Source organism: Gilliamella sp. ESL0405, assembly GCF_019469205.1.
Lineage (GTDB): Bacteria > Pseudomonadota > Gammaproteobacteria > Enterobacterales > Orbaceae > Gilliamella.
Genome location: NZ_CP048265.1, coordinates 1,667,664 through 1,682,980, shown reverse-complemented (window position 1 = coordinate 1,682,980; position 15,317 = coordinate 1,667,664). Strand labels below are relative to the sequence as shown.

Genomic DNA, 15,317 nt, shown 5'->3' with positions numbered 1-15,317 from the left:
GTAAAAAATTAACAGTTAACTTTTTACATTATAATAAAACAAGATTTATAAGGAATAAGTTTCATGCCGTTTTTTGCTTTTTTCACCATAATTCACTTATTTATTACATTGATTCGTTCTATTATTTTTTATCCAATAAAAAAGTTTAGAAATAATAAATATAAAAATAAGCTAATAGCAGGTAGTTCGGTTACAGACCTCAAAGCTTTTAGAATGTTAACTGAAGAGGAAAGAAAAGGTGTAGAAACTTATTTATCGATGGCTTGTGACCAATCTTCAGGGAAAAAAAAGTCATCTTTAGTTTCCCGAGAAGTGATGTCAATCTCCGGTAGTTGTGTCAAACAAACTGATTTTTTGCCTTCCGAAAACACGTGTTCCTATAAAATCCATAATATTGATATTGTATTTCCTTTCAACATGGATCGTTACCTCAGTGATTATAACGAAGTTGAAATTGCGCTTACGCAAAATTTTGCTATTGCGGTTAAGTTAAATGATCACAAAATTGGTTCAGCATTATATGCGACCTATTTGGCAGATGAAAAAAAAGATAAACAAAGTTCGGCATATTGGCAAAGCGGCGTTTCAAAATTCTCACAAGGTGAAAACGTCGATGACGATGCTATTCATAAAGTAAGTCCACACGATAAACTGAGTGAAAAATTGGGTTACGAAATTTTATCAGTTCGAAAAGAAACATCGCAAGAATCAGCTTCCCGAAATAAATTAAATCGAGGGATACTCACGGCATTTTTTTGTTTTTTTGTCGTAAGCTATTTTAATCGTTTTTGGAATACAAAAGAGTTAAACGATCTGTTTTGGTTTGGAGTGAATTTTCTGGCTGCTACTTACTTTTATTTTCGAAAACCAAAATATAAAGCTAAAGTGCGATTTATTAATCAAGTAAAAGGAAGAATAACGAGAAAAATTGTTAAATCCAATGAGATTATCATTGGTCATGGTTTGAAATTAAAGTATCCCAAAAATTGGCAATCATTTATCCCTGAAAGTAGCACTTTTGATGTTGATTTAGATGTTGATGTTGACAGTAAAAAAATTGTTCGTTATGGCTACGACTTGTCAGTTAGTAAAGAGGTTGAACAATTCGGGCCACCAAAATTTTGGGGACGAAATTTATGGCTTTTTTTAGTTGGCGCGTTTTATGTTTATGGTGTTAATTATCAAGCAGATGTGAGTGACAATTTCTCATTTGTTTATCATCAATACAATCACGATTCTAAACGTTGGTTTTTTGATGATCCCTCAAAATTAGTCACCAGTGACATCAAGTCGGGTGATGTAGTGAAATTAAATTTTTTAGATGTGTCATTAACATGTGAAGTACCTGTTAAAAATCAATATGATAAATGTATTGAATCATTAATTCACAGTGCAACTACCGATACCTCTTTTCATTTAGCCAGTTCCACAAGATATTTTCTTCTAGCTGGTTTAAAAGATAAGACAAGTTCTCAATCGGGTGAAAGTGTTGATCCACAATCTGACAAAAACTTTCATATAGATCATATCGTGGTCACGATGTCGGGATTCGTTTCAAATGTTGATCATGATCCTAATCATACCATTTCAACATTAACCATAAATACGCTAGAGTTATACCAAAAAGATATCAGCGAAAATCTATTGCCAATTTGTGTAAACCTGCTGTTATTTTTGCTTTTAGCTTCAGCGACCATTATTAATGGTATGATGTTCTTGTTGAAACCAATTTTGAATATAATTCGTAACGTTAAAATTAAAAATTTCAATACGTATCGTATACATTAGGTTGGTTGTTACCATGATTGATATTATTTAATAAAAAAAATGGCAGATTAAAGATTGAATTAGTCGGTTGAATCGAATTATTCAATATGATAAAGATAGAACTTTTTAGGCTTAATTTACACGCTCAACGTGAAAAGCCGCAAATTTAAAGGTAATCTAAGCTAAAGGCGCATTAAGCGCCTTTTGTCTCAGTATTAAAGCGATTCAATAAAGTTTTCATAAACTGAAGAGAGAAAATAAAATAATCTATTTATCAGTTTCAAATTGTTTTTAGTTGTTTTTAGTAATAAATGAAAAGGAAATAAAGGAAATAAAGGAATATGTTTGAACTGTACATAATTTTACAGATTGGGATATTGTTATTTGGGACTTGTGTTTGGCTATCTTATCGAAGTGATCGCAGTAATAATAAGCAAAGATTAAAAAGATTTATTCAAACTCGAGAGTCATCGCGAGAGCTAACGCAAGAAGAGTTAACACTCTTAGAACCTTATTTAACGAAAAAAAAAGCTGTTCGACCTTATAAACTCAAACCATTAATTGATTATAAAGTATCACAGATTGAAGGTAGCTGTACCCACCATGGATTGTTATATAATGGAAAAGTTAACGACTATTATTATGAAATCGACAATATTGAGGTTTTCTTTCCCTATCAAATGTCTATGTTTATTAAAAAGTTCAATAAAGTCGATGTGGTTTTGACTAAGAATTACGCCATAGTAGTCAATATTAATACTTGTGATCTTGAATTTGCGTTCAATAATTATGATCCAAATTTTACCAGTGGTATAAAAACGATCGAGATGCCTGAATCTTTTTACGCTGACGATGAGTTAATCGATGATAAAGATGATCATGCTATTAATTACAATATTGAAGAAGATGAAGAAGAAAAAATTGAATACGAAACCTTGTCCACAAGAGATGAAACACCTTTAGAGGCGCTTACCCGTAATCAACATAACAATGGTATTCTAACTGCTATCTCCCTAGTCGTTGCCACTCTTTTGTTTATTGTCTTATGGGCAAATCAAATGGAGCTTAGCTATGGTTTAAGCGCAATTATTACTATAAGCCTTATACTAGCGGTTGTCTGTTTGTTCGTTAAACCTAAACGTTTAACAAATTTGAAGCAGGTCAACATTATTAAAGCCAATATATTTGATAAAGATACTATAAATAATACTGTGGTTGTAAGTGAAACAACTAATTTAAGTTATCCTAAATATTGGTCAAAATTTTTACCGAGTTCTACTCCAACGCCGATCGAGATGGAAATGGTAGAAGAGAGTAAAAAATTGCTTCGTTATGGCCATACGTTGTCAATTAATCGCGAAGTAGAAGAATTTGGACCGCCTAAAATCGTCGAACGAAATATACTTTTAGTTATTATTGCGGGGATTTTATCGCTTGCGCTTATTTGCTTTTCAGAGCCTATTAACAATACTATTTTGGCATATCGCTATTACAATAACCAATTAAAAAATTGGCAGATTAACGATTTAACTAGCTTAAATCAAAGTGATATCAAACGTGGTGATTTGATCAATATGACTATCAAAGGCACATCATGTGATGTTGAGAATATAAATCAAGAGAATAAATGTAATCACTTTTTTATCAATACCAAACCATTCGATGCTAAAGATAATAAAATTATGCTCAATGCGCAAATTATTAAAAGAGTATTTAATAAAGATTCGGTTAAAACTGTGCGTGATGATGAGATGTTGCTTTTTGAAAAATACCAAAAGGAATTGGTTGATGAACTTAATAAACAAAGCAATATGTTCTCTTTTGATCGCTATGAAATTAATCCTTTTGTCAAATTAAAAGATATTGGACCGATGATAATTGATATTAATGATGTTTGTAATATTTTTGATTACGAATGTAAATTTATCAAAATGAGCTTACTCAATCTACATGATACAAGGGATTATGAAGAAGAATATTGGGATGATATTGTTAAAGAGGCTAAATCAGATCCAACGTATTCGCTTATTTTAGAAGAAAAGAGGTTCGATTCATTTATTAATGATCTTCACAGATTGAAAGAAGAGTTAATGTTTAAAATCAAAAGAACGGTTTTACGTTATCAACTTGATCAGTCCGATGTTGAGATTACCTTAGCCAATGTTAGCTATATTGAAATACCTCAATCATATAATATTGATCATCTACAAACGGATAACGATTTGAACGAATCTCGAAATTATTATTACAATCTTCTAACTAATAATGATGAAGGTAATATTAATTTGATTGGAATGATCGACGATATTAGCTATCGACAAGATAACACCATTTCAGCGCTCAAAATTAACTCTAAAGAATATTATCGAGCAGAACAGCAAAAAATCTATTCGTTAACTTCGCCAGTTATTGTCAATATTTTTATGTTCGCGATTTTGATATTTGTGTTTGTACTTAATGGCATCTTACTAATTAAAAAAGTGATATTTAATCGGAAACGGTTAAATCAAATTACTCAATATTATAAAGATAGAATTTTTTAGGCTTAATTTAACTGCTCAACGTTAACGGCGAGCAAATTTAAAGTCGATAAAATTTAAAGACAATCAAAGCTAAAGGCGCATTAAGCGCCTTTTTTTATCAATAGTCATTCATTTCCAAATTAATTTCTAAAAATGTGGCATCGAACATTGGCTACGGACTTATGTCCTAGTCAAATGAAAAATATCCTTATTATAATTGAGGCAACTCACTCATTATTCAGGAAATATTATGACCGCACATATCAATGCTAACCCCAACGACTTTGCACAAACCGTTATCATGCCAGGTGATCCTTTAAGAGCAAAATTTATTGCCGAAAATTATTTAACCGATGCCAAAGAGGTTTGTAATGTACGTAACCTTTGTAAAAAAAGCATCAAGCAAAAATGTTTCATTTATTTTAATCACTGGCAGTGCCGGGGCGATGTTTAGCCCGGCTATTAGCTCAATATTGTATAACTATTTAGGTATTTATATTATTATGAAAACCATACCAATATATTATGCCGTTATTATCGTTATGCTGGCTATATCGATGTTCTTAAAGAAAAAAGCCCAAAAAAATAATGAATGAAATTAACTTAGGTTATCGCTTTTATGACAATGGTTGACTATAATGACGCCTCTTCAGAATAAGGTAACGCGATAGATAATTAAGTATCAATACGTTATCGATTCTGATGTGGTATATAGTTTGTGGTAAAAAACTTCGTTGATATGCAATTAAAATCATTAAATAAAGGTCGATTTAGCCGTTATTGGCAGGAAAACAATAAGTTATTCGAATCAATTATAGAACAATGCATTATAGAAAAGAAAATCGTTGATGAAAAAACCACTCTTTTTCATCAAGGGTGTAAAGTCGATCATTTAGTTGTTGTTTATAATGGTACGATTTCGATACGCTATCAAGCCAATAATGGTCGTCGATTTCATCTTGGTACAGTAGATTGTGATGAGCATATTTTCGGTGAAATGGAGTTTTTTACCGACTATTTATGTCAATTTGATATCATTGCCGAAGAAGCCCTTACTGTCGCTATCGTCAGCATTAATAAATTATATCAATCATTACTCAAATACCCTCAATTAGCACTGTTTTTTGCGAGTGCTATTGCTTTTGATTATCAAGAAACATTAGATATCTTCTTAAAAAGAAATTTATATTCAATCAGTTATAACATTGCTTTTGATATGTATCAGCATCATCTAAATATTCAACCCGTTAATCATTTTCAAAAAAACTACTTGGAAGCAGAACGTTTTGGCACTACCGATCGTGTCTATCGTCGAGCGGTTAATGAATTGATAAATTTAGATATCATCCATAAAGTTGCTGGTAAATTGGCAATTAAGGATATCGATAATTTAAAAGATTTTATCGAATTTAAAGGAAAATTCGCAAAATAGAGTAGGAATTGATTAACAATAAAGTTGTTTTAAAAACGCATTTTTTCAATAAAGGAATAATTGGATTAAGGAATTACTATGGAATGGTTTACACTTGTTAAAATAGGTCTTTTAATTTTTGGATTAACTAGCTGGATTCTTTTTAAAGGTGAGCGCAGTATAAAAAAGGATAATTTAGACGACTACTTAAGTCTACGTGAACCAATACGAGATCTCACGGATGAAGAGCTAGCACTATTACAACCGTTTTTAACCAGTAAATGGGCGGTTTATCCCTATAAATTTCAATCCTCATTAGTTGATAACAAAGTATCGCAACTACAAGGGATTTGTAATCGTCATAGTCTTAACTACAATACTGAAGAAATAAACTATTATTATGAAATAGGCGATATAGAGATATTTTTTCCATATAATATGCATAAGCATATTGATCAATTCAATACCATTGATGTCGTATTTACCAAACAGTATGCGATTGTCGTTAACATTAATGGCAACGACCTCAAGACCGCACAGGAAAACTATGATCCAAACGAGGAATATGAATTTGAAGATTTTGGGGATTTAAAAGACAACACTTGCATTGACAAGTTTTATGAAAAACGCAACGATAATAGAGATGCTTTTGATATTGAGTCACTCACTCTTTATGATGATGATGAGCGCGATTATACGCAAATTGATCAAGAAAATGATTTGAAAAGCATCGACGGCGATAAGGTAAATTCAGGCGTATCAATTAATAATAACCTCTACCAACGAGAAGAAACAGCATTCGAAGCCACCATTCGAAGTAACTTGAGCAATTGTTTATCCATTTCGATATGTTTATTATTAGCCACTTTTTTATTGACATTATCATGGCATAGTCGTGATGATAATATATCTTTTTTAATTTTAATGTTTCTTGGTGGCGTTGCCTTTTTGGCATGGCGTAAACCTAAATTTGAATCAACTCCACAGCAAGTGAAAGTCATTGAAGCTACAATTCATGATAAATATTCTAATATCGTGGAGGTAGGCGAAAACACGGTATTAAAATACCCTAAGTATTGGTCAAATTTTATTCCTAAAAGTTCAGATTCTGCTACCGAAATGGTGATTAGTGAAGATGGTAAAAAATTACTTCGCTATGGTCACACGTTATCTATTCATGACGAAGTAGAGCAATTTGGACCGCCTAAATCAGTTGGGCAAAATAAAATTTTATTGGGGGTTGGGATAATCTTATCTTTTACACTCTTATATTATACTGATCCAATTAATAATGGATATTTTGCTTATCGATATTACTCGCAACAATCTAAAAATCTACAAATTAACGATCTCACTACTTTACATAATAGTGATATCAAGCATGGTGATATTGTGAATATCTCGATTAAAAACACATCGTGCGATGTTAATGATTTAACTGAAGATTTTCAATGCCATAACTTCTTTATCAATAGCCAACCAATAGTGGTGAAAGAAAGGGATGTTATGAGCATCGAAACCTCATTAAAACATATATTTTCGCCCGATTTTATTCAATATAAACATGATGAAGAATTTAAACATTTTGAAAAATTGCAACAAGTAGCTGTTGCGAGAGCTAACTATGAGTTAGGTTATGAGGCTTTTACCAAAAACCCTTTTTCTAAAATAAAAAGTCTTGGTCAAATGGTAATTGATATCGACAATAGCTGTAATATTTTACCTGTTGAACAATGTGATCAAGTTAAATTCCGAATTACTGATTTATTTTATACGGGCGATATCTTTAGGCGTGTTGGATGGGATAAATTGCTTGAGCGATCTAAAAAAAATCCTGATCTAGATATCATCGCTGAATCTATGGAAATATTGGAACTTTCAAGTACATTAGATTCATTTAACCCCGCATTGCAAAAAGAGATAAAAAAAATTGTTTCTCAATATCAGTCTGGAATAGAAATTACTTTAACCAATCAAAGCTATATTGACATGAGACCATTAATCAAAATTGACATAGAATCACCATACAATTCGATGAAATTGTACGAATATAAAACGGTGAATTATTATTTTGATATCTTAAATAGCACTATCTCGCCTAATGTTAATATTGTTGGTGTAGTAAGTGATATTCGTTATGGTAAGGATCAAAATTCTAAAACGATTTCTGCTTTAAAAGTTAATGCAAATCATCGCTATAATTTGGATGAAAATCAAACAATATCATTTTTTTCTTTAATTAATATTAATGTTATCGTGTTTATTGTCATGATATTAACCGCAGTGATTAATGGCGTCAAACTAGTTAAAAACACTAAAGTTAACCAACGTCGAATTGATGAAATTAAAAAATATTATGAAAATAGATTAGGTACTATCGTTAATCTTGAATAAATAGACAAAGTGATTAACTAAACAATTAAACCTAATTATTCAATTGTGAGGGAAGGCATATTCTGTTATACTAACTTCCCGTCTGATTCATCATATATTGCATAAGTTTTTATGGTTTAAATTTCTGCAATATTATTCTATTAAATTAATAATGGTCTGGTATTAATGGTCACGAATTATATTTTTGTTACAGGCGGTGTCGTTTCTTCCTTAGGTAAAGGCATTGCCGCAGCATCGTTAGCTGCAATTTTAGAAGCCCGCAATTTAAAAGTCACCATGCTAAAACTTGATCCCTATATTAATGTTGATCCCGGCACAATGAGCCCGATTCAACATGGTGAAGTTTTTGTGACAGAAGACGGTGCTGAAACCGATCTTGATTTGGGGCATTATGAGCGTTTTATACGCACAAAAATGACGCGTAAAAATAATTTTACAACTGGACGTATTTATTCTGATGTATTACGTAAAGAGCGCCGTGGTGATTATTTAGGGGCTACGGTTCAAGTTATTCCTCATATCACTAATGAAATAAAATCACGGGTAATTGAAGGCGCAAAAGGTTTTGATGTTGCCATTGTTGAAGTTGGTGGCACCGTTGGTGATATTGAATCACTACCATTCTTAGAAGCAATTCGCCAATTGGCGGTTGATGTTGGTCGTGAACATACCTTATTTATGCACTTAACATTAGTGCCTTATCTTGCATCGTCAGGTGAAGTTAAAACCAAACCAACACAGCACTCAGTAAAAGAGTTATTATCAATTGGTATTCAACCTGATGTACTAATTTGTCGTTCAGATCGCGCAATTCCTGCTAACGAAAGAGCTAAAATTGCACTATTTTGTAATGTTCCTGAACGTGCAGTGATTTCTCTTAAAGATGTTGATTCGATTTATAAAATCCCAGCATTATTGAAATCACAAAATTTAGATACCTACGTGTGCAATCGTTTCCATCTTGAATGTAAGGAAGCCGATCTATCTGAATGGGAACAAGTCATCTATGAAGAAGCTAATCCTGTCGGTGAAGTTACAATTGGTATGGTAGGTAAATACATTGAATTACCTGATGCGTATAAATCAGTAAACGAAGCATTAAAACATGGCGGTTTAAAAAATCGGTTAACTGTTCACATTCGCTATATTGATTCAGAAGATCTTGAATCACGTGGTACTGATATATTAAAAGATTTAGATGCTATATTGATACCGGGTGGATTTGGTTATCGTGGCGTGGAAGGCAAAATCATGGCAGCACGTTATGCCCGTGAAAATAAGATCCCTTATTTAGGTATCTGCCTTGGATTACAAGTTGCTTTAATTGAGTATGCACGTAATGTTGCAGGTATTAAAGATGCGAATTCAACTGAATTTGTCAAAGATTGTGCAAGTCCGGTTATTGCGCTTATTACCGAATGGAGCGATGAGTCGGGTAATGTTGTGCAACGTAATGAAAACAGTGATTTAGGCGGCACCATGCGTTTAGGTTCACAAATCTGTCATCTTGAGCCAAATTCGTTGGTATCTGAGATGTATCAGAAGGAATCTATCACCGAACGTCACCGTCATCGTTATGAAGTGAACAATAATTTATTACCGGAAGTTGTAAAAGCAGGATTAAAAGTCACCGGTCTTTCAACCGATAAAAAATTAGTCGAAATTATTGAAATTCCTGATCACCCATGGTTTGTTGCATGTCAGTTCCACCCGGAATTTACCTCAACACCACGTGACGGTCATCCACTGTTTAGTAGTTTCGTGAAAGCTGCCAAAATTTATCAAGAGCAGCAACAAAAATAGTTTTGGATTAAATTTAGTAATATATCTGTCATATAGAGGAAAATAACATGGCAAAAATCGTTAAAGTACATGGTCGTGAAGTCATCGACTCTCGTGGTAACCCAACTGTTGAAGCCGAAGTTCATTTAGAAGGTGGTTTTGTTGGTCTAGCAATCGTTCCATCAGGTGCGTCAACAGGTTCACGTGAAGCGTTAGAACTTCGTGATGGTGACAAATCTCGCTTTTTAGGTAAAGGTGTATTAAAAGCGGTTGAAAACGTAAATGGCCCAATTGCTAAAGCAGTTGTAGGTAAAGATGCGTTAGATCAAGCAGCTATCGACCAAATCATGATTGATTTAGACGGTACTGATTTCAAATCTAACTTAGGTGCAAACTCAATTCTTGCTGTTTCTTTAGCAACGGCTAAAGCTGCTGCTGCGGCGAAAGGTGTGCCACTTTATCAACATATCGCTGATCTTAACGGAACTTCAGGTCAATACTCTATGCCTTTACCAATGATGAACATCATCAATGGTGGTGAGCATGCTGATAACAACATCGATCTACAAGAATTTATGATTCAACCAGTCGGTGCCAAAACAGTACGTGAAGCGATCCGTATGGGTTCTGAAGTATTCCATAACTTAGCTAAAGTGTTACACGCTAAAGGCATGAATACCGCAGTTGGTGACGAAGGTGGTTTTGCTCCTAACTTAGGTTCAAATGCTGAAGCATTAGCTTGTATCAAAGAAGCGGTTGAAAAAGCAGGTTATGTACTAGGTAAAGACATTACTTTAGCGATGGACTGTGCTGCATCTGAATTCTATAACAAAGAAACTGGTAAATATGTATTAAAAGGTGAAGGAAATAAAGAGTTCACTGCTCAAGAATTTACTCACTATTTAGAAGGTTTAACAGAACAATATCCGATTGTTTCAATCGAAGACGGTTTAGATGAAAGCGATTGGGAAGGTTGGGCATACCAAACTAAAGCATTAGGTCACAAAATCCAATTAGTTGGCGATGATCTATTTGTGACTAATACCAAAATCTTCAAACAAGGTATTGAAAAAGGTATTGCTAACTCTATCTTAGTTAAAGTTAACCAAATCGGTACATTAACTGAATCTATCGCAGCGGTTAAAATGGCTAAAGATGCTGGTTATACAGCAGTAATTTCACACCGCAGTGGTGAAACTGAAGATTCAACAATTGCTGATTTAGCTGTTGGTTTAGCTGCGGGTCAAATCAAAACTGGTTCTATGAGCCGTTCTGACCGTGTTGCTAAATATAACCAATTAATCCGTATTGAAGAAGCTTTAGGCGCTAAAGCTCCATTCAACGGACTTAAAGAAGTTAAAGGTCAATAATAAGTTTTTAACAACTTAATTTATTGTCTTGATAAGAAACGGTGACAAGTTCACCGTTTTTTATTTTGTTTCCAAATACATAAATGACAAAGGTTGCGTTGCGCTAGGTTGTGTTGTACTCTTAATGCTTTGTATTTATGACTAATCATTGATATCTATTGATATTTTATAATTTAGCCACATATAAATTTTTTAATCAATTAACTAACTCGATTTAAATTTTCTGCTTATGAATAATATTACGAATATGTCCCAGCCTAAAAGCAAATGGCAACTTTTTAACTGGCTTTGCAGCGGTAAACTACCGTTAAATGAATTATGGCGTAATCGGACTTATCGTTATAAATTTTTCTTAAGAACTTTGTTCTTAAGCCCAATTACCCTTAAATGGCTGGATAAGCTAAGACAGTATCCACGGCTTGGCGACTATTTTTCTTGCCAAACTAATTTACCGTGTAAATTGCAAAGACCTTATTTATCATCTTGCTTATCCCAGCAAGAACGATTTGATGCGTTAGTTTATCATTATGATTTTTTAGCTAAGCATAGCGATAAGATGACCAAAGCATTTTACGATCCTAATTCGCCATTTGTGTTGGCTGATGTCACAGTCAAAAATGATGCAAATATTCAGATCGCCATACAAGCGCGTAATAAATTTGCTCGAGAAGGGGAGATCAGCCTTTATTTTTATGATCAAGACGGCATCGATTTAGCCACCTTAACTTTTTCGATTATCCAGTATCAACAAAAGCCAACATTATTTATTGCTGGTTTACAAGGTACCGGTCATCAAGAGGCTCGCATACGGGTGCAAAAGGCGACAAAACAGTGTTACGGTCTGTTTCCTAAACGGGTTGCGGTTGAAGCGGCTTTAATTATTGCCAACTATTTTCAGCTACCGCAAATAGTTGCTGTTGGTAACAAAACTCATGTGTATAACAACTGGCGTTACAATAGCCGGCAAGAGCGAATTTTATCGGATTATGATGATTTTTGGTTAACTATTGACGGTAAACAAGATGAACGTGAATTATTTATCTTACCGAACGAAATCAATCGTAAATCGATTGAAGAGATAGCCAGTAAAAAACGTTCAGAGTATCGCAATCGTTATGCATTATTGGATCAATTAAAAGTGGCGATACAAGCGCAGTTAGCCTCTTTAAACTAACAGTCAACTCATCTTGGCATTAAGCGTGCCATTTTTTGTTGCATATTGCCGGTTAACTACCGCAATGAAAGCGGCAAGCAAATTCGAGATTATTGGATTTGCTTGAAGCGCTGAATTAACAGGATAATAATATAAAAAAATAAGAGTAGGGAATAAAATATGTATTTTGGTATTTTAATTGCATTGGTACCATTGTGTATTGGTTATTTGATTAAATTCAAACAAGAAAAATGGCTAGCCAAAATTAACCAAATCCTTAGTTGGATGGTCTATTTTATTCTCTTTATTATGGGTTCTGAGCTGGCTCAGTTAGATGATCTAACCACCAATTTACAACATATCTTATTTTATACTGCCATTATTTTTGTCTGCACATTCGGTAGTAATTTTATTTTCTTAATGTTATTCGATCTCTTCCTGCCTTGGAGAACTTCGCACACTAAGCAAAGCTATGATTCTCGTTTTAAAATGATATTGGAGTCGCTACGGGTCTGTATTGCTTTAATCTTGGGTTTTATTGTCGGTCTTTTTCCATTATTTATATGGCAATACAGTGAAAACATTATTCAAGTTGTGTTAGTGTTTCTGTTGTTGCTGATTGGTATTTCATTGCGCAGTAACAATATTTCACTCAAGCAAATTTTACTTAACAAGGTGGGTATTGCAACAACCTTAATTGTTATTATTAGTACCTTTTTAGGTGGAATTATTGCGGCATTAATTTTACATCTACCATTGCCAGTTGGATTGGGGATGTCGTCCGGATTTGGTTGGTATTCCTTGTCTGTTATTTTAATGACTAAAGCACAAGGTCCAATTATTGGCAGTGCCACTTTCTTAAACGATATTTTACGTGAACTTTGTGCCATTATTGTTATTCCAAGCTTAATCGGACGCTATAAATTGACCGCACTTGGGTTGTGTGGTGCCACCTCAATGGATTTTACTTTGCCCATTTTGCAAAAAGGGGCGGGGATAACCATTGTGCCTCCGGCGATTGTACAAGGTTTTTTATTGACGTTGTTGATGCCGATTTTTATGACTTTGTTTAATTATGGGTTTTAAAGTTGAGGTTTTTAAAATTACGGTTTTTAAAACGGTGGTTTTATACTGAAATGTGGGTGTTTTCTGAAAGTTCTTGACAATGGTTTGTGTTTTTTGCTTAAACACCTATATTTTCTGAAACTTTTTGACAAGGTTTTACTTTTTTTGTAAGTTGCACGTTTTTTGTACGCAAGTTTCGGACGCTGTTGATTGGTCGATATTTTCATTTCAGTGTCTGCGTCCGAATTAGGGGGATTTTATGCGAAATCCCCCTAATAACCCCCTCGCAGCACCACCCAAAGCGGTCTTCGACTGCCCTCCGCCTTCGTTCGGTCTTAACGCACCGGCGCTGATTTGTTCCGGACAAAGCAGCGCCTCGCCAAACATCCTTGTTTGGCGTGCTAACCTCGCTCAGTTGTCGGCGCTTTGTGAAAGTGCGGGTTGGTGCATTTGTTTGCTTTTGGGAAAGGTCATGGTAAGCCGTTTGAAAAAAGTAATGGAGTTCAAAATACAAACTTTTTAACCCCTTTTTTTTAGCTAAAAATAAAAACATTAAAAATCAATATATTGCAAAAGCGTTAGAAAAAAGGGTTTTTAAACTTAAAATTGATCTTTGTGTTTTTATAAACGATGTTTATAGTATATAAGATTCTACTTCACGGCTGCATAAGCCGTTTAGAAAATTTAGTAATAATTTTACTTTATGAAGTATATCTTCACGGCTGCATAAGCCGTTTAGAAATCTAAGGTAACATATTAACACAATATAAATCACTTCACGGCTGCATAAGCCGTTTAGAAAGTCATTCATTTCAACATGAACATCTACAACCACTTCACGGTTGCATAAGCCGTTTAGAAAAGCATCAAGATTCACAGCATTAAAAAATGCCTCTTCACGGCTGCATAAGCTGTTTAGAAAGGAAGCGTCTTTATTGTCGAGCGGTAGCGAAACTTCACGGCTGTATAAGGGGTTTAGGATATTTTTGAAATATCTAAAACTTTTGTTTTTATACTTAAACATGGGTTTTTTCTGAAAGTTTTTGTCAAGGCGGGTTTTTGGTATCGTGGTTGTTTTGGTGATTTTGGGTTGGTTAACTTTATCGCTGGTTGTGACTTTGCGATAAAGTTTTGGTTTTGGTGTTGTGCCGGTTAGTTTGTGTGGTTTTATTTTTCTGGGGTGTTTGGTTGTCGGGGTAGGGTTAGGTTGCTGGTGTCTACGCCTTCAATTTGCAGTAATTTTATTTTTTTATCGATGCCGCCTGCATAGCCGGTTAGGTTGCCGTTTGTTCCTATCACTCGGTGGCAGGGGATGATGATTGAGATTGGGTTGTGTCCGACTGCGCCACCAACCGCTTGGCTGGACATCTGTTGTTTATTTAGCGCTGATGCGATTTGTTTGGCTATGTCGCCATAGGTGATAAGTTGTCCATAAGGGATTTTACATAAGATATCCCAAACTAAATAGCGAAACGGGGTGCCTTTTGGGGCTAGTGGTAATTGGTTGATAGCGGGGTTTTTGCCGGCAAAATAGTCATCTAACCAATGTTTGGTTTGATTAAAGATCGCTAAATTTGCTTGTTCTTGCCACTTTTTTACCGCCATATCGCCAAAATATTTTTGTCCTTCAATCCATACACCAACTAATTTATTTTGATGACTAGCTAGGGTGATGTTGCCCATTGGTGAGGTGTAGTTGGTCGAGTAGTACATGATCTTTCCTTGTTATCTAGATTAGCTGTTGGCAAGTTATTATAGCCTGATCTTAAGATTAAGGTGGTTTGTTTTTTATTTTTTATGAAAGAAGATTATTGGTGTTTGATATCTTTTTATTTTGATTATTTGATTAACGC

The 15,317-nt window shown here is 34.1% G+C and carries 9 protein-coding genes, 1 pseudogene and 1 CRISPR repeat array; of the genes and pseudogenes, 9 read left to right on the top strand and 1 reads right to left on the bottom strand.

The annotated features are described in order from the left end of the window. Nucleotides 1–63: 63 nt before the first annotated feature. The 9 genes and pseudogenes from GYM74_RS07390 to GYM74_RS07350 all read left to right on the top strand — a co-directional run bounded on the left by GYM74_RS07390 (nt 64) and on the right by GYM74_RS07350 (nt 13,485). Nucleotides 64–1,788, top strand: coding sequence for an IgaA/UmoB family intracellular growth attenuator (locus GYM74_RS07390; protein ID WP_220217586.1), 1,725 nt, complete (start codon nt 64–66; stop codon nt 1,786–1,788). A 320-nt stretch (nt 1,789–2,108) separates the two neighbouring features. Further along, the gene (locus GYM74_RS07385) at nt 2,109–4,310 is read left to right on the top strand and encodes an IgaA/UmoB family intracellular growth attenuator (protein ID WP_220217585.1); all 2,202 of its coding nucleotides are present in this window, start codon (nt 2,109–2,111) and stop codon (nt 4,308–4,310) included. 229 nt (nt 4,311–4,539) lie between these two features. After that, nucleotides 4,540–4,674 (top strand): annotated as a pseudogene (deoD, locus tag GYM74_RS07380) (purine-nucleoside phosphorylase); the annotation flags it as partial. Nucleotides 4,675–5,028: 354 nt separating this feature from the next. Continuing rightward, on the top strand, nt 5,029–5,721 hold the full coding sequence (locus tag GYM74_RS07375) for a Crp/Fnr family transcriptional regulator (protein ID WP_370634059.1): 693 nt from the start codon (nt 5,029–5,031) through the stop codon (nt 5,719–5,721). Between the two features lie 78 nt (nt 5,722–5,799). After that, nucleotides 5,800–8,094 (top strand): IgaA/UmoB family intracellular growth attenuator, encoded by a 2,295-nt coding sequence (locus tag GYM74_RS07370; protein ID WP_220217582.1) that lies wholly within the window; start codon nt 5,800–5,802, stop codon nt 8,092–8,094. A 165-nt stretch (nt 8,095–8,259) separates the two neighbouring features. Continuing rightward, the gene (gene pyrG / locus GYM74_RS07365; RefSeq protein ID WP_220217581.1) at nt 8,260–9,897 is read left to right on the top strand and encodes a glutamine hydrolyzing CTP synthase; all 1,638 of its coding nucleotides are present in this window, start codon (nt 8,260–8,262) and stop codon (nt 9,895–9,897) included. Between the two features lie 47 nt (nt 9,898–9,944). Then, nucleotides 9,945–11,246 (top strand): phosphopyruvate hydratase, encoded by a 1,302-nt coding sequence (gene eno / locus GYM74_RS07360; RefSeq protein ID WP_220217580.1) that lies wholly within the window; start codon nt 9,945–9,947, stop codon nt 11,244–11,246. A 229-nt stretch (nt 11,247–11,475) separates the two neighbouring features. Then, nucleotides 11,476–12,420, top strand: a complete 945-nt coding sequence (locus GYM74_RS07355; protein WP_220217579.1) for a VirK/YbjX family protein — start codon at nt 11,476–11,478, stop codon at nt 12,418–12,420. A gap of 159 nt (nt 12,421–12,579) precedes the next feature. Further along, entirely contained in the window at nt 12,580–13,485 is a 906-nt protein-coding gene (locus GYM74_RS07350) for a lysine exporter LysO family protein (RefSeq protein WP_220217578.1), read from the top strand. A gap of 633 nt (nt 13,486–14,118) precedes the next feature. Further along, a CRISPR array of direct repeats spans nt 14,119–14,446; the repeat unit is 28 nt; unit sequence CTTCACGGCTGCATAAGCCGTTTAGAAA. A 185-nt stretch (nt 14,447–14,631) separates the two neighbouring features. On the opposite strand, the gene GYM74_RS07345 is transcribed toward GYM74_RS07350, so the two are convergent. Continuing rightward, complete coding sequence (locus GYM74_RS07345) at nt 14,632–15,177, bottom strand: methylated-DNA--[protein]-cysteine S-methyltransferase (RefSeq protein WP_220217577.1); 546 nt, start codon at nt 15,175–15,177, stop codon at nt 14,632–14,634. Between the last annotated feature and the right edge of the window lie 140 nt (nt 15,178–15,317).